The organism is Thiohalorhabdus denitrificans (assembly GCF_001399755.1).
Lineage (GTDB): Bacteria > Pseudomonadota > Gammaproteobacteria > Thiohalorhabdales > Thiohalorhabdaceae > Thiohalorhabdus > Thiohalorhabdus denitrificans.
In genome coordinates this window covers 138211-159961 of record NZ_LJCP01000010.1, presented here as the reverse complement: position 1 = coordinate 159961, position 21751 = coordinate 138211, and the positions used below count along the sequence as shown (strand labels likewise).

The 21751-nt window shown below is 70.0% G+C and carries 16 protein-coding genes; 1 reads left to right on the top strand and 15 read right to left on the bottom strand.

The features are described from left to right. Positions 1 to 33: 33 nt before the first annotated feature. The gene (locus tag AN478_RS07470) at positions 34 to 630 is read right to left on the bottom strand and encodes an XrtA/PEP-CTERM system exopolysaccharide export protein (protein WP_054965996.1); all 597 of its coding nucleotides are present in this window, start codon (positions 628 to 630) and stop codon (positions 34 to 36) included. An 816-nt stretch (positions 631 to 1446) separates the two neighbouring features. Here AN478_RS07470 and AN478_RS07465 point away from each other — a divergent pair. Then, positions 1447 to 2424 (top strand): PEP-CTERM sorting domain-containing protein, encoded by a 978-nt coding sequence (locus AN478_RS07465; protein WP_143004094.1) that lies wholly within the window; start codon positions 1447 to 1449, stop codon positions 2422 to 2424. A 184-nt stretch (positions 2425 to 2608) separates the two neighbouring features. Here the strand turns inward: AN478_RS07465 and prsT are convergent, their stop codons facing one another. The 14 genes from prsT to hypF form a co-directional block, all read right to left on the bottom strand. Next, the gene (gene prsT, locus AN478_RS07460) at positions 2609 to 5407 is read right to left on the bottom strand and encodes an XrtA/PEP-CTERM system TPR-repeat protein PrsT (protein WP_054965994.1); all 2799 of its coding nucleotides are present in this window, start codon (positions 5405 to 5407) and stop codon (positions 2609 to 2611) included. Between the two features lie 45 nt (positions 5408 to 5452). After that, entirely contained in the window at positions 5453 to 6829 is a 1377-nt protein-coding gene (gene prsR, locus AN478_RS07455; protein ID WP_054965993.1) for a PEP-CTERM-box response regulator transcription factor, read from the bottom strand. Beyond that, entirely contained in the window at positions 6826 to 8913 is a 2088-nt protein-coding gene (gene prsK / locus AN478_RS07450) for an XrtA/PEP-CTERM system histidine kinase PrsK (RefSeq protein WP_054965992.1), read from the bottom strand. Before prsK ends, prsR begins: the two co-directional genes overlap by 4 nt. Before the next feature lie 36 nt (positions 8914 to 8949). Continuing rightward, positions 8950 to 10347 carry a TIGR03013 family XrtA/PEP-CTERM system glycosyltransferase gene (locus AN478_RS07445; RefSeq protein ID WP_054965991.1) on the bottom strand — a complete coding sequence of 466 codons (1398 nt, stop codon included), beginning with the start codon at positions 10345 to 10347 and terminating at the stop codon, positions 8950 to 8952. A gap of 564 nt (positions 10348 to 10911) precedes the next feature. After that, a complete protein-coding gene (gene asnB / locus AN478_RS07440) occupies positions 10912 to 12906 on the bottom strand; it encodes an asparagine synthase (glutamine-hydrolyzing) (RefSeq protein ID WP_074471308.1) in 1995 nt (664 codons plus the stop codon). Between the two features lie 82 nt (positions 12907 to 12988). After that, on the bottom strand, positions 12989 to 13315 hold the full coding sequence (locus tag AN478_RS07435) for a hypothetical protein (protein WP_176758739.1): 327 nt from the start codon (positions 13313 to 13315) through the stop codon (positions 12989 to 12991). Continuing rightward, the gene (locus tag AN478_RS07430; RefSeq protein ID WP_054965989.1) at positions 13288 to 13539 is read right to left on the bottom strand and encodes a hypothetical protein; all 252 of its coding nucleotides are present in this window, start codon (positions 13537 to 13539) and stop codon (positions 13288 to 13290) included. The genes AN478_RS07435 and AN478_RS07430 overlap by 28 nt, the downstream gene beginning before the upstream one ends. A gap of 20 nt (positions 13540 to 13559) precedes the next feature. After that, the gene (locus tag AN478_RS07425) at positions 13560 to 13889 is read right to left on the bottom strand and encodes a DUF883 family protein (protein WP_054965988.1); all 330 of its coding nucleotides are present in this window, start codon (positions 13887 to 13889) and stop codon (positions 13560 to 13562) included. Between the two features lie 224 nt (positions 13890 to 14113). Beyond that, positions 14114 to 14902, bottom strand: a complete 789-nt coding sequence (locus AN478_RS07420) for an Fpg/Nei family DNA glycosylase (protein WP_054965987.1) — start codon at positions 14900 to 14902, stop codon at positions 14114 to 14116. Between the two features lie 19 nt (positions 14903 to 14921). Next, entirely contained in the window at positions 14922 to 16655 is a 1734-nt protein-coding gene (gene polX / locus AN478_RS07415) for a DNA polymerase/3'-5' exonuclease PolX (protein WP_054965986.1), read from the bottom strand. Positions 16656 to 16867: 212 nt separating this feature from the next. Further along, the gene (hypE, locus tag AN478_RS07410) at positions 16868 to 17896 is read right to left on the bottom strand and encodes a hydrogenase expression/formation protein HypE (RefSeq protein WP_054965985.1); all 1029 of its coding nucleotides are present in this window, start codon (positions 17894 to 17896) and stop codon (positions 16868 to 16870) included. Next, complete coding sequence (gene hypD / locus AN478_RS07405) at positions 17893 to 19026, bottom strand: hydrogenase formation protein HypD (RefSeq protein WP_054965984.1); 1134 nt, start codon at positions 19024 to 19026, stop codon at positions 17893 to 17895. The genes hypE and hypD overlap by 4 nt, the downstream gene beginning before the upstream one ends. A gap of 171 nt (positions 19027 to 19197) precedes the next feature. Further along, a complete protein-coding gene (locus AN478_RS07400) occupies positions 19198 to 19425 on the bottom strand; it encodes a HypC/HybG/HupF family hydrogenase formation chaperone (RefSeq protein WP_054965983.1) in 228 nt (75 codons plus the stop codon). Between the two features lies 1 nt (position 19426). Further along, a complete protein-coding gene (hypF, locus tag AN478_RS07395) occupies positions 19427 to 21748 on the bottom strand; it encodes a carbamoyltransferase HypF (RefSeq protein ID WP_054965982.1) in 2322 nt (773 codons plus the stop codon). Between the last annotated feature and the right edge of the window lie 3 nt (positions 21749 to 21751).

Sequence of the window (21751 nt, the reverse complement as noted above, 5' to 3'; positions counted from 1 at the left end):
GATCGGTTACCAATCCGCCTGTAATCGGGGTAGCTAGAACAAGGCTTCAGGGATGAACAGGACGTCCCCGGGGAGCATGTCCACGTTCTGGCTGATATCGCCATCGCGGACCAGATCGTCGAGGCGGACGTTGTACTGCTTGCGCTCACCATCCACGGTCCGGACCAGCTTGGCTCGATTGCCGGCGGCGAACTCGGTAAGCCCCCCTACCTCGATCATCACGTCGAGCAAGGAAAGATCGTCTTGATAAGGCAGGGCCATGGGCTCCGTGGCTTCCCCCACCACGCGGATCTGCCGGGGGGGCAGCCCCTGGAACTGATCGACCATGACGGTCACTTCCGGCTGCTTGATGTAGGTGCTCAGCTCGTTCTCCATCACCCGCGCCAGCTGGGTAGGAGTCCGTCCACTGGCAACGACGTCCTCCACCAGCGGGGTGGTGATGCGCCCGTCCGGACGGACGGGAACGGTCACCGAGAGCTCCGGGTTCCGCCAGACGAAGATGTTGACCGAATCCCCCGGACCGATGCGGTAGTGCGGGGTCTCGTCAACGTCCAGCTGTTTGGGAGCCCCTTCCGGAAGGCCGGGACCGCCACAACCGGCCACCCCCACCAAACCCAACGGCAAAACCATCCATACGAGAGTGCGTGGCACCCCAAGGCATACCTTCAAGATTTCCCCCTCCCCGGCCCGGAGGCCCTTAGGTGCGATTTACTTTCTTTTGGACATTAATAACGTAAAAGACACCACCGAAACCTTGGGACGAACCCTTACCGGGCCCGGAAGGGCCCGTTTTGGTGTAAAAAATATTTTACAGAACATAATTTTTAGCATTTAAAAACAGCCTATTATTAAAAACAAAGGATCCAAATAACGCCGATGGGGTCATCAGCGCCTGTCCCGCTCCGGAACAAGAACAAAACCCTCCAAACGGCCGTCTTTACACCCCGTCTACTAGCGACGGGACAAGGGGGTCGGGTCTTCGTGGCGGGAAACAAGGGCGCGGTGGGGCCACGGTCCAGTGGCCCGGGGTCCGCCTGGTGGTGATTCCGAGCGGCTCATTGTCACCGCCCGACAAAACAGCCCGGAGCACGCGGACGGGTAACCGAAAACAATGGCGGATCCTGAGTCTCTCCCTTGGGGGAAAAGCCCCATGTCCGTTCTACGGACACCCAAGGGAAACGCCACTCCGGAGGGTCCCGCCCCCGGACGCGGCCATTCACCGGGGCGGACACGAGGAACTAGCGGCTCCCGGGAGCCTGGCGGGGCCACCCGGGCGGCGTCGGAAAAGTTTCCATGGCCTGCCCACGGATTCCATGTCCAGAAACTAGATAGTTGAAAAAATAAGCTTTTCTTTTTTGGCACGGTACTGGCTAGAGACAGGGCGAGGCGGGTGCCACAGATGTCGGGCTCCCAGCTAGACACCAAACATTCTGTGGAGGAAGAACGATGGCAGTACGCAATGTCGTGTTGCATACGACCCTGGCCGGCATGGTGGGTCTCGGGCTGGGCGCCGCGGGCGCGGCCCAGGCGACCGCCCTGGATTCCATCATGCCGTCCGGTATGGCCCTGTGGACCGATGACAGCGGGGAGAACTTCTACCGCAGCGGGGAACGGGTGCAGAGCACCATCCAGCAGGGGGATATCCTGCGTGGCGCCATGGATATCACCAAGCTCGAGAACGGGGGTGACTCCTCCTATGTGAACACCACCGGACGGCAGTTCACCTCCCTGTTCCAGGTGGAGGTGGCGGACCTGGGGAATTCGGGCAAGACCGCGGAACTCGGCGGCAACACCTACGAGATGTGGGACATCAGCTTCCGGAACCCGATCGCCACGGCCTGGGATCCCTACATCAGCGACGCCGAGGCCGACTCCCTCGGCATCGACAAGGGCCGGTTGTCCACCCTGTTCTTTGACGACTCCATCGGCGCGGGAACCGAGTTCGACCGGACCGCGGCGGATTCGGAGCAGGAGCTGGCGGAGGCCGGCGACGGAAGCCTGCGAGCGGCCGCGGGGCTGGACGGCGAGGACGACTTCTGGATTGCCCAGAGTCCTATCGAGCTCCAGGCCTTCCAGGACGCCATGATGAACGAGGACGTGGGCGACTTCTTCTTCGGGGCCAGCTGGATGTATGAGGATTTCGAGCGGGACTTCGGGGAGTTCTCCCAGAACCTGGGGTCGGCCGCCATCCAGGACATCGCCTTCGCCGGGGACGGCGCGGCCGAGGTCGGCCTGTACGGCGACGGGGACCTGTTCGGCCCCACCGGGTCGAGCGGCTTCGACGGCTTCAACAAGGCCAACATCACCGTTGCCGGGGGTGGGGAGCAGGTCCCCGAACCGGCCACGGCAGCCCTGGCCGGTCTCGGCCTCGTCCTGACGGCCGCCTTCGGACGGCGGCGCTTCCCGGGGCGGTCTCTGGGCTGAGTAGCTCACGGCACCGGCCTTCGGTATGGGCCGCCCCGCTGGGGCGGCCTTTTTGCGTCCAGCCCCAGCCGGTACAGAGAACACAGGTTGGCCCCCTCCATTCGCCGAGCGGAGGGGACCGTTTTCGGGGTGGCCGGGCCCGGGCCCATGTCCCGGGACGCCCCACCACCCCGGTCCGGAGACATCATGGCTGGGCCGATAGCTCCTCCAGCATCCCTTCCACCTCCGCCCGCTGGGGCAGATCGGTGCCCTGATCCAGCAACGACTCCAGAATGGAACGCGCCTCCCTCCGTTCCCCCTGGGCCCGCAGGGCGCGTGCAAGGTGGACCTGAAAGGCGGGACGCTCCGGGGCCAGATCCACGGCGCGCCGCAGCTTCCGAACGGCGTCTTCCGCCCGCCCCTGAGCCAGCTTGATCAGACCCGCGGTGTCCAGGACCACCGCGGACTCGGGGGCCAGCTCCAGGGCACGGGCCGCGTGGCGCTCCGCCTCCTCCGGATGGTCCTCCCGGAGCACCCAGGCGAGGTTGTTCCGTGCCGCCACGTTATCGGGATGCTCCTCCACGAGCCGCCGGAAGGCCCGCGCGGCCGCTTCCTTCCGGCCCTCTTCCAGATGGAGGTTCCCCAGGGCCAGCCGCGCCTGCCCGTCGCCGGGATGGCGCCCCAGCCAGTCCTCCAGGGTCTGTCTAGCCTCCCCCATTCGCCCAGAGCGGCGCTGCACGGCAGCCAGGTCCCGCACCCACGCGGAGCGTTCCTGCTGGGCCAGGGCCTCCTGGTAGGCATCCGCGGCGGCCTCCCACCGGCCCTCCCGCGCGGCCAGACGAGCCGCCCGGATGGCCACCTCCGGATGGTCGCCATGGTCCCGCCGCAGACGCTCCACCTGGTCTTCGGCGGCATCGATCCGGCCCTGCCGGATAAACAGCCGGGCCAGAGCCAGACGAGCCTCCAGGAGGCCCCCATCCCGCTCCAGCGCCGCCCGCAGGTCGCGCTCCGTTTCCGCCGCATCCCCGATCCGCGCGTGCGCCCGGGCCATCAGGAGCCGGGCCCGGGCGGACCCGGGGACGATCTCCGCCAGCTGCTCGAAGGCGTCCAGGGCCGCACCGCCCCGTCCCAGCGCCAGCCGCGCCCGACCGATCTCCTCCAGCAGATCCGGATCCGTGGGGGGGCCCTCCAGCCCCTCCTCGGCGGCGGCCAGCGCCTCGGCGTACCGCTCCTCGCTGCGGTGGTATCGCGCCAGCATGGTCCGCGGCTCGGCCGCTTCGGGATTCGCCTCCCGAGCCCGCTCCAGGTCCCGAACGGCCGCCTCGCGATTGCCACGCTCGGCCTCCAGGCGGGCCAGGGACACCAGGGTCCCCAGATGGCCGGGGTGCTCCTCCAGGATCCGGTCGTAATAGCGGCGAGCCGCCTCGAGCCGCCCGTCCCGGGCGGCCAGGCGGGCCAGATTGTTGCCCGCCGCCGGATCACCGGGCTCCCGCTCCATGGCCTCGCGGAAGGCCTCGCGGGCCTCCTCCACCCGGTCCTTGCCCAGGTAGGCCAGCCCCATGTAGACCAGGGGACGGGCGCTTTCCGGGCGGTTGTCCCGGTACCGGCGAGCCGCTTCCAGGGCCTTGTCCAGGTCTCCGGACTCGAAATACTGCCGGACGATGAGCGCCGCCGGCAGATCCGCCTCCGGGGCCAGCTCAATGGCCTTCTCCAGGGCCCGGGTACCTTGCCCCCGTTGCCCGCCGTAGATGTGGCCCAGGGCAAGGGTGGTATGGGCCGCAGCGTTGTCGGGGGACTGCTTCACTAGCCGTTTCAGGTAGGAGATGCCCTCCTCGGTCCGCCCCGCCCGCAGGGACGCCCGGCCCATGAGGGTCAGGGCCACCCGGTCCTCCGGACTGCGCCGCAGGATGGGCTTCAGCACCCTAATGGCCCGGTCGAAGTTTTCCCACCGGAGGTGGATGGAGGCCAGGAGTTTGGCGGCCTGGTCCTGGCGGGGTGCCCGCTCCAGCACTCGGGAGAGCTCCACCTCCGCCTGGTTGTAGTTCTCCTCCAGGAAATGGGTGACACCCAGGTAGAACCGGGCTGGAAGGTGCCGCGGAGCCCCCCGCACCGCCTGCCGGAACCCGCCCAGGGCCTCATCCAGGTCCCCCTCCTGGAAGGCGATCAGCCCCCGTCCGTAGGACAGGCCGGGGTGCTCCGGAGCCACCCTTTCCAGGGCGTCCAGATCCTCCTCGGCTGCGGCCATCTCCCCTTCCGTGATGCGGATCAGGGCCCGCTTGAAATAGTCCCCCGCATTGTTGGCCCGGAGCTCGACGGCCCGGGAGTAGGCCTCCTCGGCGGCCTCCACCTCGCCCTGGCGCCGCCGGATGTCCCCCAGCAGGCTCCAGGCGGCGCCCCGGTCATTACCCGTCTCCAGGGCCCGCTCTGCCCATTCCCGGGCCTCCTCCAGATCCCCGCCGGCGGCGGCCACCCAGGCGCGCGCCTGCAGAACGCTCGACGATCCCTCATCCAGGGACAGGGCCTGGTCCACCAGGGGGCTGGCCTTCTGCAGATCCCCGCGGGCCAGCCGCGCCCGGGCCCGCAGGGCGAGGATGCGGGCCCGCTTCCCGTCCCCGGAGACCGCCTCGGGATCGATCTCCTCCAGCACCTTTTCGGGAGCACCCTTCAGCAGCAGGGCCCGGCCCAGCGGCAGGACCAGGTCGGCCTCGGGAAGGCCCGCCTCTTCGGCCCGCCGCAGCTCCTTCACGGCGGAGACCCCGTCACCGAGGGATGAATAGGTGCGTCCCAGATGGAGCCTGGCCTCGGCGTTCCCGGGCTCCTTCTGCAGGGCGTTCTTGTACTCGATCACCGCCGCCCGCAGATTGCCCTCCTCCCGGTAGGCCTCCGCCCGCTCCAGGTGCTCCGCGGCGTCCATGCCCTCACCAAGGCACCCGGCCAGCAGGACGGCGGCCAACAGGCCGGCCAGGGGGCCCCCGTGGCGCCCCTTGCGTAGAAACGTTCCCATAAGCTGCTCCCGTGGAAGCCGATCCGGTTGAGGTTTCCCGCGGACTCAGGCGTTCTTGGTGGCCCGGCCGCTGCGCATCTGATGCTTGTCCAGCAAGGCATAGAGGGTGGGCCGGGTTACGCCGAGCACCTCGGCCGCCCGGGACAGGTTGTTGTTGGTATGGTTGAGGGCGCGGTGCAGGGCGGTGCGCTCCGCCTTTTCCCGGATCTGGCGCAGGTTGAAGGGCAGCGGCTCGGTCTCCGGAGCCTCCAGCTCCAGGTCTTCGGGGGTGATCCGGCCCCCCTCGCACATGATGGTGGCCCGCTTGATCCGGTTCTCCAACTCGCGGACATTGCCCGGCCAGCTGTGGGCCTCGATGGCGTGCACCGCGTCCTGGGTGAGCCGGGGCACCGGCCTAGATTGCTCCCGGGCGGTCTGCTCCAGGAGGGACCGGGCGATCACAGCCGCGTCCCCCTCCCGGGCGCGCAGGGCCGGGATGCGGACGGTCACCTCGGTGATCCGGTAGTAGAGGTCCTCGCGGAAATCGCCCCGGGCCAGCTGCTCCTCCAGGTCCTGGTTGGTGGCGCAGATGACCCGCAGGTCCACGGGGATCTCCTCGCGGCCGCCCACCCGCTCCACCACGCGCTCCTGGAGGAAGCGCAGGAGCTTGGCCTGCAGGGACAGGGGCAGGTCCCCCACCTCGTCCAGGAACAGGGTTCCGCCGTGGGCGTGCTCGATCTTGCCCTTGGTCTGCCGGTTGGCGCCCGTGAAGGCCCCCTTCTCGTAACCGAACAGCTCGCTTTCCAGGAGGTTCTCCGGGATCGCGGCGCAGTTGATGGCGACGAACCGGTTGTCGGCTCGGGCGCTGAGCTCATGGAGGCCGCGCGCCAGGAGCTCCTTGCCGGTTCCGCTCTCGCCCAGGAGGCAGACCGTGGCCTCCGAGGGGGCCACCTTCTCCACCATCTGGCAGACATGCTCCATCTGGGGGCTCGCCGCTACCACGCCCGCCAGGGGCGAATCCTGCCGGCTGCGGCTCAGCTTGCGGTTCTCCTCCTCCAGCTCGTAGACCTTGAAGGCCCGGTCCACGATGACGCCGAGCAGCTCGGGATCGAGGGGCTTCTCATAGAAGTCGTAGGCGCCCATGGCCACCGCCCGCACCGCGTTGTCGCGGTCGTTGTTGCCGGTGATGACCACCACCTTTACCCGGGGGTCCAGGGCTAGGATCTCGCGCAGGGTTCGCAGGCCCTCCTCCACCCCACCCGGGTCCGGGGGCAGGCCCAGGTCCAGGCTCACCACCTGGGGCTCGTACCGGCGCAGCTGCGCAAGGGCGCTCTGGCGATCCTCGGCGACGATTGGCTCCACCTCGTCGAAGGACCAGCGAAGCTGCCGCTGGACCCCCGGATCGTCCTCCACGATCAACAAACGGCGCTCCCTGCCACTCATTGCCCCACCTCCCTGGCCAAGTCCATGGGCTCCTCCACCAGCGCCTCCTCCGGGAAGCGGATCCGGAACCGCGTCCCCGCGCCGAGGGCACTGGAGACCTCCACATCGCCCCCGAGCTCGCGGACGTATTCCCGAGCCTCGTAGGCCCCGATCCCCATACCGGTGCTTCCCTTGCTGGTATCGAACGGCTTGAACAGTCGATTATGAATGAAGTCCGCGTCCATACCGCTCCCGTCGTCCTCTATCTCGATCAACGCATCGTCCCTGTCACGGCCCAGCCGAACCTCCACGAAGCCCTCCTCCGCCGTGGCGTCCTGGGCGTTCTGGATGATGTGTCCCAGCACCGCCACCAGCCGCCCACGGTCGGCCACCACCCGCCCGACGGGGCCGGGCTCCTCGAGGGTGGGAACCGGCTTGCGGTCGCCGTGGGCCGCCACCGCCTCCCGGGCGCACTCGGCCAGGTCCAGGGCCACGGGCTGGCTCAGGTTGCGCCCGCCCCGCAGTTGCTCCATCAGGCGCTGCATCCGTTCCACGGAGTGCTCGATGGTGAGGACGGCGTCGTCCACAAACTCCGGGTTGTGCTTGTGCCGGGAGGCGTTCTGGGCCAACAGGGAGAGCTGGCCCATGACGTTTTTCAGGTCGTGGAGGACAAAGGCGGAGAGGCGATGGTAGGTCTCGAACTGCTGGGCCTCGCCCAGCGCCTCGGCGGCCTCCTCCTGGGCGATATAGCTCGCCGCCTGGCGCCCCGCGGTCTTGATCAGGTCGTAGTCCTCCCAGTCCAGCGTTCGGGTGCCCGCGCGGGGCTCGCCCAGGACCACGAACCCGATCAGCGACTCGCGGTAGATCAGGGGCACCACCAGCCACGCCTCCGGTTGCACGCTGAACCATTCCGGAACCGCGATCCCGCGGTATCGATAGGGGCGCTCCCGCCATTCGCCGGCCTCCAGGATCCAGCCGGACTCCTCCAGGAAGCGAGCCAGGGGGTCCTCCCCGGGCAGGGGATCCGCCTCCGTCCGACGCATGTTCCAGGCCGCCGTGGGCCGGTAGTCGCTGTTCTCGTCCCGCTTCCAGAGCACGCCGCCCCGGCTCTCCACGATCCTCGCCAGGGCGCGGATCACCCGCTCCTTCAGCGGCCCGCCCTCCTCGTCGGCGAGGGTGGCGGCGAAGCGCAGCCATTCCTCGCGGTAGTCGTACTTGTAGTTGAAGAAATGCTTGCTGAGGAATACCCGGGCCTGAGCGCGTAGCTGACCCGAAAACAGCAGCACCGCCAGGAGGATCCCGGCGCCGAACAGGAAGACCGCCTGCACGGTCCCGCTCCAGATCCCCCCGTAGGCGCGGATGGAGTAACCCACCCCCGCCATCACCAGCATGTAGAGGCCGGCGCCCACCAGGGTGGCCGTATGCAGCACCATGCTGCGGGATACGTAGACGTCCAGGGACCAGCTCGGGTTGCGGGCCGCGGACACGGCGATCAGGGGCACCACCAGGGCGTTTACCGCTCCGCGGGCCGCCCACAGGTCCAGGTCCGTGCGCTGCACCAGGAGGCCGTCGGCGAACAGAAAGAAGTCGTAGGCGAAGATCGCCCCCAGCCCCAGACAGAGGTACTTGATGGCCCAGCGGCCGTCCTCCTCGGTGTTGCGCAGGGTCTGCTCCACCAGCAGGAGGCCGAAGACCGCCAGCAGGATGCCCGTCAGCATGGACGACCCGGCGAGCACCGCGCCCCCCGACCCCCCGCCCGCCCAGCTCCCCCAGGCGGCGCCCAGGAAATGGAGTACAGGCAGGCCGGCCGCGATCGCCGCGATCCCCCGGAATATGCGGGGCTCCGCCACCCCCTTCAGGAGGCCCGCCAGAAAGACGAACCAGAGGCCGTAGCGCAGCCCGTCCACCAGCGCCACCGCCACCGGTCCCCCCTGGCCGGACCAGGCCTGCCAGGCCAGGAAGCCGGCCCACAGGGTGTTCCCGGACGCGGCCGCCAGCAGCAGGGTACCGGCGCTGCGCCCCCGCCAACCGATGGCCAGCACCAGGGTCAGGGCCAGGAAGGCCGCCATCCCCCCGGCATAGCTCAGGGCCGCGATGCTAGGCATGGCTCTCCGTCCCGTCGGTGCAATTCCCCGGCACCTTCATCGCGCCCCCTTTCCCCAGAGAACCACTTCCGCCGTGTGGATGAGGATCATCAGGTCCAGAAAAAGGCTGAAGTTCTTGACGTAGTACAGGTCGTACTGGAGCTTCTCGAGGGCGTCCTCCTGGGAGGCGCCGTAGGGGTAGCTGATCTGGGCCCAGCCCGTGAGCCCGGGCTTGACCCGGTGGCGCTCCGCGTAGAAGGGCAGCTCCCGGAGCAGCTCCTCCTCAAACTCCGGACGCTCCGGACGGGGACCCACGAAGCTCATGTCCCCCCGCAGAATATTGAGCACCTGCGGGAGCTCGTCGATGCGATACTTCCGGATCACGGCGCCCACCCGGGTCACCCGGGGATCGTTCTCCTCCGCCCATTGGGGCACACCCATCCGTTCGGCGTCGGTACGCATGCTCCGGAACTTGATCAGCTGGAAGGGCCGGCCGTCCTCGCCAGCCCGTGTCTGGCGATAGAACACGGGGCCCCCGTCCTCCAGGCGGATGGCCAGGGCCGTCGCGATCATGACGGGGCCGGCCAGCACCAGGAGCGCCAGGGCCCCCACCAGATCGATGGCGCGCTTGAAAGTGCGGTGGAAAAGCCCTCGGTAGAAGAAGCCGGGGGAATAGGTGAACCAGCTCGGCTGGGCCAGATCCACCTTCACCTTCCCCGTCTCCCGCTCCAGGAAGGTCAGCAGGTCCACCACCTCGATACCCCGCACCCGGCACTCCAGGAGCTCCTGCACCGGCAGTACGTCGCGGCGCTCCTCCACGGCCACCACGATCTCGTCCACGTTGCGGTAGGCGTAGGGACAGAGGCCCTCCCCGAGCTCCACCAGCTGGCTCTTAGGAACCCGGGGCGTCTCGCTGCCCATGGGGACGTAGCCGATGATGTCCTTGCCCAGGCGGTCCGTCTCGCGGCGGAACTGGCTAAGGGCCTCCGCCCCCCGTCCGGCGCCCAGCACAAGCACGTGCCGGCGCATTCCCGGACTGCGCACCACCGAGAAGAAGGTGGCCCGAACGGCCAGGAGCGACGGAAAGGCGATAAGCAGGGCGGCACCCAGGATGCCGCGGCCCAGGTACAGCTCGGGAAGGGTGTAAAAGAACACCGTCAAAAAGATCACGGCGATGACGAAGGCGATCACCAGCCTCCGGCCGATCCCTCCATAGCCGTCCCGCAGGTGCCGCTGATACAGCCCGGTTGCCACCATGCCCAACTGCACCACCAGGGCGAAGAACACGGCCTTTGGGAACAGGGGGCCGACACTCTCCCGGACAAGAAGGGGGTCCCACTCGAAGCGGGCGTAAGCGGCAACGGACACCGCGACCACCAGGACCATCAGCTCCACCAGGCCCAGGATCAGGAATCCCGCCTTGATGTGGTGCTGGAACAGAGGGATGGTCCGCATCTGCCTCTCCTTTTTCCCGGATAGCCACCCGGGTTTTGGTTACCGGCCGCGGAAATTGCATAGGGATATGCTTAACGCTTCACCTATGTCCAGGGCTCAATTTGTTACCCCCTTCCCCAATTCATAGTACGCCCGCTGCAAAATAACAAAACAAATTTAAACTGCGTCAGTCTTCTTTACATGGGCAATCCTGCAATTTGTTTTACTATTTTTACGTCTGGAATTTGATGGGGAGAGTCCGGTAGGTGTATTCCCTAAAATTCCCAACAATGCCGTGTAGTGGGGAACGCTTTCGACTTTTTGTGGAGGATTGCGAGGTAGGCAGGAAACGGGGCCACCCGGAACGGCGCGCACAAGGACCCCGTGTGCCGCTGGCTGGCCCCTCCAGGGGCCTGCTCAACGCGGGGCGGATCCCCTTCCGTTTTCCGGTACTGGACAGCCCGCAGGCGGAATGCCCCGGCGCTGGGCTAGGGAGAGGGCGGCTGGCTCGAACTTGAGCGGATTCGTGGGCACCCCGGGTGCGGCCGTGGGGCCAGGCGGTGGCCGGGGCTGCGGTGGGCTCGGCTAGCCCGCGGCGCGCTCCTGGGCCGGGCCGGCGGGAAGCCCTTCGATGGCGGGAGGCGTGGCGGAGTGCTCTCGCTGCCAGGCCTGGAACATGAGCACGTCCCAGAGGTGGTAATTCCAGCGACGGTGTCCCGAGAGGTGCTCCCGCCACATCCGCCGGATGGGCTCGGGGCGGAGCACCCCCTCCTCACGCAGACGCTTCTCGTCCAGCAGATCCTCCGCCCATTCGCGCAGGGGGCCGCGAAGCCAATGTTCGATGGGAACCTCGAAGCCCATCTTGGGCCGGTCCATGAGGGCGGACGGCACGTGGCGATAGAGCACCTGGCGCAGCAGCCACTTCCCCTGTCCCCCGCGGAACTTCAGGCCCGTGGGCACCCGCCACGCGAACTCCACCAGCCGGTGGTCGAGCAGGGGAATCCGGGCCTCCAGGCTCACGGCCATGGTGGCCCGGTCGGTCTTGGCCAGGATGTCGTCGGGGAGATAGGTGAGCGCGTCGAAGTACATCATGCGCTCCCGCAGTCCGGGCAGATCCGGCCACCGGCCGGGCTCGGTGAGCAGAGTGTCCGGCTCCACCGCTCCGCGCACCACCTGTTCCGGCGCTTTCCAGTGGGATACCAGGCTGCGGTAAAACTCCTCGCCCTCCGTCGGCGGCAGCACCTCGGCAAGCTTCAGCAGCCGGTCTGCCGAGGCCGCCTGGCGCAGCCGCCGGGGCAGGCCCCTCGCCGCAGCGTCGAGGGTGGGGGCCGGGGTCCCGGACAGGGCCTCCGCCACCCGTCTGCGCAGGGCTAGGGGCACCCGGCGCAGACGGTTCCAGAGCCGAACCCCGAGGGCGTACTGGTGGTAGCCGCAGAACAGCTCGTCCCCGCCGTCCCCGGACAGGGCCACGGTGACGTGCTGACGGGCCAGCCGGCTCACCAGGTAAGTGGGGATCTGCGAGGAATCGGCGAAGGGCTCGTCCCAGATGGTCGGCAGCTCGGGGATGACCTCCCGCGCCTCCTCCGGGGTCACGTAGAGCTCGGTATGGTCCGTGCCCAGATGGTTTGCCACCGCCCGGGCGTGCTCCGCCTCGTTGTAGGCCGCCTCCTGGAAGCCGATGGAGAAGGTGCGCACCGGGCGCTGGCTGCGCGCCTGCATAAGGGCGGCCACGGTGGTGGAGTCGTAGCCGCCGGAGAGGAAAGCCCCGAGGGGAACGTCCGCGGCCATGCGACGTTCCACGGCGTCGCCGAGCAGCCCCTCCAGCTCGTCGGTCAGCGCCTCCGGATCGCCGCCCGCGCTCGCGGCCCCTTCCTCGGCCACCGCGCGCAGGTCCCAGTAGCATCGAGGCGCCGAAAGGCTCCTTCCATCCTCTCCCACCACCACGTAATGGGCCGGGGGGAGCTTGTGGATGCCCTGGTAGATACTCCGGGGGGCCGGGATGTAGTTGTGGCGGAGGTAGAGAGTCAGCGCATCGCGATCCAGGGTCCCCCGCCAGTGGGGGTGGACGGTCAGGGCCTTCAGCTCGGAGCCGAACAGGAAAGTCTCCCCGCTGCGGCCGTAGTACAGCGGCTTCTCCCCCATGCGGTCCCGGGCCAGGAAGAGCCGCCGCTCGCTGCGGTCCCACAGGGCGAAGGCGAACATGCCGTTGAGCCGGCCGAGGGTTTCCTCCACCCCCCAGTGGCGCAGGGCCGCCAGCAGGGTCTCGGTGTCCGAATGCCCGCGCCACCGAAAGTGGCCGCCCTCCCCCTCCAGCGCCTGGCGCAGCTCGGGATGGTTGTAGATCTCGCCGTTGTAGGCCAGCACGTACCGCCCGCAGGGGGAGACCATGGGCTGGTGGCCAGCCGGGGAGAGATCGAGAACCGCCAGGCGCCGGTGCGCCAGGGCGAGGCCCGCCTCCCGGTCGGCCCACACTCCGCGGTCGTCCGGTCCCCGGGTGCGCAGCCGGTCCCCCATGGCTCCGGCCACCTCCTCCGGAGTCCCGGGAAGGCTTGCCGTCCAGAACCCCGCGATACCGCACATATACCGGGTGGCCTCGCTGATCGGACCCGTCACCCCGAGGCAACGGGCCGTGGGAAGGAAAGAAATCGGAGCGCGGACGGTCCTAGAAGCGGCGGAGGGCCAGCTCCAGCAGCCCCCGTACCACCAGGCGGCGCACCGGGGCCGGCGCACCGCCGGCGGCCATGCCCCCCGCCAGGGCGGCCGCCAGGGACCCGTAGGGGTGGCGGCCTACCCACGCCGGTGGGTTGAGCCGGTCGGCCGTCCACCGAACCCGGTCCTTGGCCTCCTCCAGAGAGGGGGGACCCTCTGGCTCGGACCGGGGCTCCCGTCCGGCACGGAGCGCGCGCAGGCGGTCCCCGTAGGAACGCCCGGCGCGCAGGCGCTCCTTGGCCTCGGCGGTGCTCACCGGCCCAGGCGGCTGGCGAACCATCCCATCGCTCCGGCCGCCACCAGGGCCACTAGGCCGGTGACCAGGGCCCCCGCCACGGGATTGAGCAGGTCCGCCGTGAACAGGTACAGGGCCCACAGGAGGAGCCCGACCGCGGCGGCCGCCAGGAGGGCGGCGAGGATGGCCAGCGCCAGCCCACCGCCCAGGCGCACCAGACCGCGCCGCAAGGCCCGTCCCTCGGCCTCCGCGAGGTCCAGGAGGGCCACCAGGAAATCGGCCAGGTAGTTCAGCGTCGGCCTCCCACGCCCGTGATCTTGGCCAGCAGGTAGCCCACCCCGAAGGCGGCGACCAGGCTGGTCCAGGGGTGCTCCCCGATGCTCCGCTCGAGGTCCTCCTCCGCCTGCCGTCCCCGGTCCCGCGCCACGCCCAGAGCATGCAGGAGCTCCTCGCGACGCTCGTTCCACTCGTCCTGCACCGAGGAGCGCCAGTCGCTGGCCTTGTCCCGGCCCGCCTCGCGCATGGCCTCGGCCAGCTCCGAAACGTCCGAGCGCAAGGACGACAGATCGTCCTTCAGGGCCCGGATTTCCTCATTGAGATCGTTCTTTTCCTCGCCCATGGCTGCCCTTACCTTTCAACGGGATCCGCCCTCAACCGGGGCTCCTGCGCGGTCACCCCTAAAATCCACGGTAGGACAGGCCCCTCCCCCTGGCAAACAGAAAAAACCCCTACAGGACAGTCCATTGACAACTTTCGTTGTCCTTTTTTCCCTGAACCAGGTTTCATAAGGGTTAAACCCTATAAATCAAGGAAAAACCCTGATATTCCTCACCCCACCGCCCCTCATGGGGCTGGCTGGCAGTTCGGGCAGAGGTAGGCGGTGCGCCCGCAGGCGCCGATGGTCTGAAGGGGGGTACCGCAGCGGGGACAGAGGGCGCCCTTCTCGCGATGGGGCAGCAGGAAGCCTTCCGGCATGGCTTCCGGGCGCACGGCCGCCTGCACGGCGGCGTCGATAACCCGCCACAGGGTCCGATGAAGATCCCGCAGACGGGGGTCGGAGAGCGCCTTGACCGGCGTCCGCGGGTGAATTCCCGCCTGGAACAGGATCTCGTCGGAATAGACGTTGCCGATCCCGGCGATCTTGTCCTGATCCATGAGCCAGCATTTGACCTGGCCGCGCTGGCCCCGCGCCCGCTCCAGGAAGGCGTCCGGACCCAGGGCGCGGGCGTCCGGGCCCAGGCCGAGCTCCGCCAGATAGGCCTCCAGGTCCTCCAGCAGGGCCAGGTGGCCCAGCTTCCGCCTGTCCACAAAGGCCAGGTGGTGCCCGCCTTCCAGGTGGAACAGGGCCCGGGTGTAGGGGGGCGCGTCCTCCACGTCCTCCACGCAGGCCAGGTCCCCGGTCATGCCGAAGTGGAGCTCCAGCCAGGCGCCGCTGTTCAGCCGAGCAAACAGGTGCTTGCCGTGGCGGCGGGAGGCCTCCAAGGAGCGCCCCTGCAGCCGGCGCTCCAGCTCGGCCGGCCCGCAGCCCCGCAGGACGCGCTCGTCCTCCACCTCCACCCCGCCGATGGTCTGATGGAGGGCGGTGGCGTCCAGGCGCCGCTTGAACACCTCCACATCGGGCAGCTCGGGCATTCCCCCCTCTCCTATCGGGTCAGCGGCGGCGCAGCGCCTCCCGCAGCCCCCCCAGGTCACGGGTGTTGACCACGGACCCGGGCCCCACCCAGCCCCGCCGGGCTTGGTCCACGGCGAAGCGCATCAGGCCCAGGTTGTCGGTGCTGTGGGCATCGGTGGACAGGGCCAGCATGGCGCCCCGCTCCCGGGCGAGGCGGCAGTCCACGTCGCGGAGGTCCAGGCGCGCGGGCTGGGCGTTCACCTCCAGCACGCAACCGCGCGCCGCGGCCGCCTCGATGATCCGCTCCATGTCCAGCTCCATGGGCGCCCGCTCGTTGATGGCGCGTCCGCTGGGGTGGGCGAGGATGCGGAAATGGGGGTTGTCCATGGCGCGCAGGACCCGCTCCGTCTGCTTCTCCCGGGGCAGGTTCATCTGGTAGTGGATGGAGCACACGGTGAGGTCCAGCTCCGCCAGCACGTCGTCGGGCAGGTCCAGGGAGCCGTCCTCCAGGATGTCCACCTCGCACCCCTTCAGCAGGGTAGCCCCCTTCCCCTCATCGTTTACCCGGTCAATCTCCTCCATCTGGCGGCGCAGCCGGTCCGCATCGAGGCCGTGGGCCATGGCCACCCGCTTGGAGTGGTCGGTAACCGCCAGATACTCGTAGCCGCGGGCGGCCGCCGCCTCCGCCATGGCGCGCAGGGAGTCGGCGCCGTCGGTGGCGTCGGTGTGCGCGTGCAGGTCCCCAAGCAGATCGTCCTCCGTAACCAGCTCCGGAAGCTCCCCTTGCTCGCCCGCCTGGATCTCGCCGCGGTCCTCGCGCAGCTCGGGAGGGATCCAGGGCAGGCCCACCCGTTCGAAGACCTCCTCCTCGCGGGCACCGGCCACCGGCTCCTCGCCGCCCCCGCTCAGGAAGACCCCGTACTCGTTGATTTTGTAGCCGCGCTCCACCCCCCGGCGGCGCACGGCGATGTTGTGGGCCTGGGAGCCGGTGAAATAGTGCAGCGCCGCGCCGTAACTGCTCGGGGAGACCGCCCGCAGGTCCACATGCAGCCCCGAGGCCAGGCGCACCGTGGAGCGGGTAGAGCCTTGCGAAACCACCTCCGCCACGTCCTCGAACCCCACGAACCGCTCCATGGCCGGACCGCTGTCCGCGCAGGCGACCAGGATATCCAGGTCCCCCACCGTCTCCTTGCGCCGGCGGAAGCTTCCGGCCACCTCGATGGCCTCCACCCCTTCCGCCCGGGTCAGGTGCTCCACCAGCGGCCGGGCCACGTCCTCGGCGTCCGCCAGCCGCATGCGCTCCGGGGCCCCGCCGCGGAGCTTCTCGATCTCCGCCAGGATGGCGTGCTCCGACTTCTCCCCGAACCGTTCCACCTCGCGGATACGGCCGGCGCGGGCCGCCTCCTCCAGATCGTCCAGCCCGGTGATGCCCAGGCGCTTGTAGAGGGCCTTTACCCCCCGCGACCCCAGCCCCTCGATGGCCATGAGATCGGAGAGCTCCGTGGGCACGCGCTTCTCCACCTCCGCCAGATCGGGGAGCTCCCCGGTCTCCACAAGGGTCCGGATCTTGCTGGCCAGGTCCTTGCCGATGCCCGGGTAGCGGGTCAGATCCTCCCCCTTTGCGACCAGATCGGCGATATCCACCGACAGGCCGCCGATGGTGCGGGCGGCGTTGCGGTAGGCGCGGACGCGGTAGGGGTTGGCCCCCTCGATCTCCAGCAGGTTGGCCAGCCGGGTGAACCGCTCTGCGATGTCGCGATTGTGGACGGGCATGGGGGACCCTCCGGCCGCCGGCATGGGGAGCACCGGGCATCGGCCCGGTAGCCGCGACGGCACCGGGCCGAAAGCTTCCCCCGAATATAGAACGTGCGGGAGGGGGCGCCACAGGGGCGTGAAGGCCTAGGGGGCTAGGGGCGCCCCCATGGGGAAAGGCGCTGGGGAAGGGGCCGGAGCCGGCGGACGGCCGGCGTTCCTCGGGGCGCCGTTCAGCAGATCCGCGGCAGCTGCTCCCCGTACAGCCAGTCCACCAGGCGGGTACCGCCGAAGGCGGTCTCCATCTCCACGAAGCCCCGCTCGTCGGCGGTGACCTTGCCGATCTCCGCCGCCGCCCGCCCCAGGGGATGGCCGCCCATGGCGGCCAGCAGCGCCGGCGCCGCATCCGGGGGGCAGACCGCCACCAGCTTGCCCTCGTTGGCGACGTTGAGGGGATCCAGGCCCAGGATCTCGCAGGCCCCGCGCACCTCCTCACGTACCGGCAGGTCCGCCTCGCGGATGCGCATGCCGACCCCCGAGTGGCGGGCCAGCTCGTGGAGGGCGGCGGCCAGGCCGCCGCGGGTGGGGTCCCGCAGGCAGCGGACCCCCGGAGCGGCCTCCAGCATGGTCGCCACCAGCCCGTGCAGGGGTGCGCTGTCCGACTGCAGCTCCGTTCCGAAGCCGAGGTCCTCCCGGGCGGAAAGGATGGCCACGCCGTGGTCGCCCAGGGTGCCGCTCACCAGGACGCGGTCGCCCGGACGCGCCCGAGCGCCGCCCACCGCCACGCCCTCGGGCACCACGCCAACCCCCGTGGTGCTGATGTACACCCCGTCCGCCTTGCCGCGCTCCACCACCTTGGTGTCGCCGGCCACCACCGGGACTTCCGCTTCCCGGCTGGCGGCGGCCATGGAGCCCACGATGCGCCGGAGGTCCGCCAGCGGGAAGCCCTCCTCCAGCACGAATCCGGCGGCGAGATACAGCGGCCTCCCGCCCCCCATGGCCACGTCGTTCACGGTGCCGTGCACGGCCAGGGAGCCGATATCGCCGCCCGGGAAGAACAGCGGCGTCACCACATGGCTGTCGGTGGCCATCACCATGCGCCCCGCAGGCGCCGGGAAGGCGGCGGCATCGTCCCCCGCCGCCAGCCACCGGTTGTCGAAGGCGGCGGCGAACAGCTCCTCGATGAGCCGGGTCATGGCCCGCCCGCCACCGCCGTGGGCCAGCTCCACCCGACCCGCTTCGAGATCCGGTTTCCCGCTCATGCCTCCGCCCGCTCCCGGGTGCGGCCGTAGGCGTAGTGGGCGGCGCACGCCCCCTCCGAGGAGACCATGCAGGAGCCCATGGGATGGTCGGGAGTGCAGGTTGTGCCGAAGAGGGTGCATTCCGTGGGCCGGGCCGCTCCCCGCAGCACCGAGGGACAGATGCATGCCCGGTTCTCGCGGGGCTGCCCCACCGCCACCCCGAAGCGGCGCTCGGCGTCCAGGTGCGCGTATTCCGGCCGGACCTCCAGGCCGCTTCCGGGCACGCTGCCCATCCCGCGCCATTCGAAGGATTCCCGCACGGCGAAGACCGCGGAGACCAGCTCCTGGGCCTTCCGGTTCCCGACGCGGGTCACCGCCCGGGTGTATTCGTTCTCCACCTCGGCCCGGCCGGCGTTCACCTGGCGGATCAGCATGCGGATGGCCTGCATGACGTCCAGGGGCTCGAAGCCGGCGATCACCACCGGCCGGCCGTGCTCGCGGGCGAAGGGCTCGTAGGGAGCGCTCCCGATGATGGTGGAGACGTGGGAGGGGCCGATGAAGCCGTCGAGGGACGGCGCCGCGGGACCGTCCAGCTCCGGGGAGTCCAGGAGGTGCGCCATGGCCGGCGGTGTGAGGACGTGGTTGGAGACCACGCTGAAGTTGGCAAGGCCCTCGGCCTCGGCCCGCCGGACCACCACGGCGGTGGGCGGGGTGGTGGTCTCGAAGCCGATGGCGAAGAAGACCACCTCGCGGTCGGGGTGCTCCCGGGCGATTCGCAGACTGTCGGCGGGGGAGTAGACCATGCGGACGTCGGCCCCCTCCGCCCTGGCCCGGAGCAGGCTGGAGCGCCGCGAGCCCGGAACCCGTAGCAGGTCGCCGTAGGTGCACAGGATCACCTCCGGGCGGCGCGCTAGCTCGATGGCGGCGTCCACCCGGCCCACCGGCAGCACGCACACCGGGCAGCCGGGGCCGTGGATCAGGTGCACGTTGGGCGGCAGCAGGTCGGGCACGCCGTAGCGGAACACGGCGTGGGTGTGGCCGCCGCAGAACTCCATGAACCGGTAGCCGCGATCCGGATCCGCCTCGGCGGCGATGGCGGCGGCCAGCCGCCGGGCCGTGGCCCCGTCGCGGAGCTCGTCGACGTATTTCATGGCGCAGACTGCCTCTCCGTTAAACGGCTTTGAACCGCCAAGGACGCCAAGAACGCCAAAAGAAAAACCGTAAGAACAACCTTGAAAGCACCGGGATCTACCAAGGCCTTCCACGGGGCGTGGATCATTTCTGGTTTTTTGCCTTCTTGGCGTTCTTGGCGTCCTTGGCGGTTATCCTCCTTGCCGCTGGCTCATCTCCGCGAACAGCGCCAGGGTGCGCTCGGCCTCCTCCGGATCGATGCGCTGCAGGGCGAAGCCCACGTGCACCAGCACGTAGTCCCCGACCGCCACGTCCTCCACCAGGGCCAGGCTCACGCTCTTGCGGACCCCGCCGAAGTCCACCCGGGCGACCTCGTCGCCCTCCTGCTCCACCACCTTTCCGGGCACGGCCAGGCACATCTCAATCCTCCTCCAGGCTCCGCACGGCCACCCAGGCCTGCCCCAGGCTCAGTCCCCCGTCGCCCGGCGGCACCGCCTCGGCCTCGAAAACGGTCAGGCCGGAGGCCTCCAGGCGCCGGCGCACCTTGCCCGCCAGCAGGGTATTGGCCCAGCATCCCCCGCCCAGCACCACGCGCGTCAAGCCGCGGGCCGCCGCGGCCCAGCGGGCCCACTCGGCCAGCCCCGCCGCCAAGCCGGCGTGGAAACGGGCTGCCCCTCGGGCCGGATCCGGCTCCTCCAGGAGGGCCTCCAGCAGGGGCGTCGGGTCCAGCTCCGGACCGGCCACGCGGAAACCGCCCGGCTCTTCCACGGGCTCGGGCTGGGCGCGGGCCAGCCCCTCCAGCTCCATGGCCGCCTGCGCCTCGTAGCCGCAGACCTCGCGCACGCCGAGGAGCCCGGCGGCGGCGTCGAACCAGCGCCCGGCGCTGGTGGTCCAGGGGCAGGCCGCCTCCCGCTCCAGCATGCGGGCCAGGAGCCCGGCCCCCTCCCGGTGGCCGAAGCGGGTCTCGATCTCCGCGCCACGCCCCAGGAGGTGCAAGGCCGCGGCCGCCATCCGCCAGGGCTCGCGGGCGGCGCGGTCGCCGCCCGGCAGGGGCAGCGGGGTCAGATGCCCGAGGCGCTCGTAGCGGGCACCGTCCACCACCAGCATCTCCCCGCCCCAGGCGGCGCGGTCGTCGCCCAGGCCCACGCCGTCCAGGGCCAGGCCCAGGACGGGGCCACCCAGGCGGTGCTCGGCGGCCACCGCGGCGATGTGGGCGTGGTGGTGCTGGACGGGAACCACGGGGAGGCCGCGTACTTCGGCCAGCCGGTGGGCCAGGTGGGTGCTGGGGAAATCGGGATGAAGGTCGCAAGCCACGGCCCCCGGGGCCGTCTCCAGGAGGGCCTCCAGGTGGGCGGCCGCCCCCTCCATGGCCCGCACGGCGGCGGGATTGGCCAGATCGCCGATGTGCTGGGAAAGGTGGGCCTCGTCGCCGCGGGTGAGGCAGACGGTGTTTTTCAGCCAGGCGCCCGTTGCCAGCACTGGCGCCCCCTTGCGGGGCAGCGGAACCGCCCGGGGGGCGTGGCCGCGTCCCCGGCGGAGCAGGAGCCGCCGGCCGTCGCTCCGGAGCCGGGCCACGGAATCGTCGCAGGCCACGGCGATGGGCCGGTCGTGGTCCAGGAAGGCATCGGCGATGCCGGCCAGCCGCCGGTGGGCCTCGTCCGGTTCCGTTACCAGGGGCTCGCCGCCGGGGTTGGCGCTGGTCATCACCAGCAAAAGCCCCTGGGGCTCCCCCAGCCAGCCGGTGCCTGCCGGCCGCCCGGCCGCCTCGTGGAACAGCAGGTAGTGGATGGGCGCGTAGGGCAGCATGGCCCCCACCTCGGCCAGACCCGGGGCGATGCCGGGCAGCTCCGCCTCGGCCCGTCCACGCTTGGCCAGCAGGGCGATGGGCCGGGCCGGATCCCCCAGCAGATCCCGCTCCGCGGGACCGATCCTCGCCCAGCGCTCCAGGGAGGCGGGATTGGCCGCCATCACCGCCAGGGGCTTGCCGCCCCGCTCCTTGCGCGCGCGCAGGCGGGGCACGGCCCCGGGGTCGCGGGCATCGCAGGCCAGGTGGTAGCCGCCTACCCCCTTCATTGCCACGATCCGTCCCGCCCGGATATGGGCCAGGGCCCCGCTCACCGGATCCCCCGCCTCGGGCCGGCCTTCCGAATCCCGCAAAACCAGGGCCGGACCGCAGGCCGGACAGGCGATGGGCTGGGCGTGGAAACGGCGATCGCCAGGGTCCGCGTACTCCCGGCTGCAGTCCCCGCACAATGGGAAGCCCGCCAGGGTGGTGTTGGGCCGGTCGTAGGGGATGGCGGTGGTGATGGTGTAGCGGGGTCCGCAATGGGTGCAGTTGAGGAAGGGATAGCGATAGCGGCGGTCCCCGGGGTCCAGCAGCTCCGCCAGGCAGGCGGGGCAAACCGGAGCATCCGAAGCTACCCCCGTGCGGGCCGTCCCGCCGCCGCTGGATGCGATGCTGAAACGCGCAGGAGCGGGCCCGGACCCCAGGGACTCGACCTCCAAGGCCTCGATGCGGGCCAGGGGCGGGGCCTCCGCGCGCAGCCGCTCCCGGAAACGGGCACGGACGGCCTCCGGTCCCCAGATCCGGATCCAGAGGCCGGCCCCGTCGTTGCCCACCTCCCCCGTCAGTCCTTCTTCCCGGGCCAGCCGCCATACGGTGGGCCGGAAGCCCACGCCCTGCACCAGCCCCCGCACCCGGATGCGCTCACCCCCCACCGCGGCCGTGGCGGGGCGTCCCACGGC

Excerpts from the sequence above, each read along its gene's own strand:
- AN478_RS07470 (WP_054965996.1), bottom strand. The coding sequence starts at position 630 with ATGGTTTTGCCGTTGGGTTTGGTGGGGGTGGCCGGTTGTGGCGGTCCC.
- AN478_RS07465 (WP_143004094.1), top strand. The coding sequence starts at position 1,447 with ATGGCAGTACGCAATGTCGTGTTGCATACGACCCTGGCCGGCATGGTG.
- prsT (WP_054965994.1), bottom strand. The coding sequence starts at position 5,407 with ATGGGAACGTTTCTACGCAAGGGGCGCCACGGGGGCCCCCTGGCCGGC.
- prsR (WP_054965993.1), bottom strand. The coding sequence starts at position 6,829 with ATGAGTGGCAGGGAGCGCCGTTTGTTGATCGTGGAGGACGATCCGGGG.
- prsK (WP_054965992.1), bottom strand. The coding sequence starts at position 8,913 with ATGCCTAGCATCGCGGCCCTGAGCTATGCCGGGGGGATGGCGGCCTTC.
- AN478_RS07445 (WP_054965991.1), bottom strand. The coding sequence starts at position 10,347 with ATGCGGACCATCCCTCTGTTCCAGCACCACATCAAGGCGGGATTCCTG.
- asnB (WP_074471308.1), bottom strand. The coding sequence starts at position 12,906 with ATGTGCGGTATCGCGGGGTTCTGGACGGCAAGCCTTCCCGGGACTCCG.
- AN478_RS07435 (WP_176758739.1), bottom strand. The coding sequence starts at position 13,315 with ATGGTTCGCCAGCCGCCTGGGCCGGTGAGCACCGCCGAGGCCAAGGAG.
- AN478_RS07425 (WP_054965988.1), bottom strand. The coding sequence starts at position 13,889 with ATGGGCGAGGAAAAGAACGATCTCAATGAGGAAATCCGGGCCCTGAAG.
- AN478_RS07420 (WP_054965987.1), bottom strand. The coding sequence starts at position 14,902 with ATGCCCGAGCTGCCCGATGTGGAGGTGTTCAAGCGGCGCCTGGACGCC.
- polX (WP_054965986.1), bottom strand. The coding sequence starts at position 16,655 with ATGCCCGTCCACAATCGCGACATCGCAGAGCGGTTCACCCGGCTGGCC.
- hypE (WP_054965985.1), bottom strand. The coding sequence starts at position 17,896 with ATGAGCGGGAAACCGGATCTCGAAGCGGGTCGGGTGGAGCTGGCCCAC.
- hypD (WP_054965984.1), bottom strand. The coding sequence starts at position 19,026 with ATGAAATACGTCGACGAGCTCCGCGACGGGGCCACGGCCCGGCGGCTG.
- AN478_RS07400 (WP_054965983.1), bottom strand. The coding sequence starts at position 19,425 with ATGTGCCTGGCCGTGCCCGGAAAGGTGGTGGAGCAGGAGGGCGACGAG.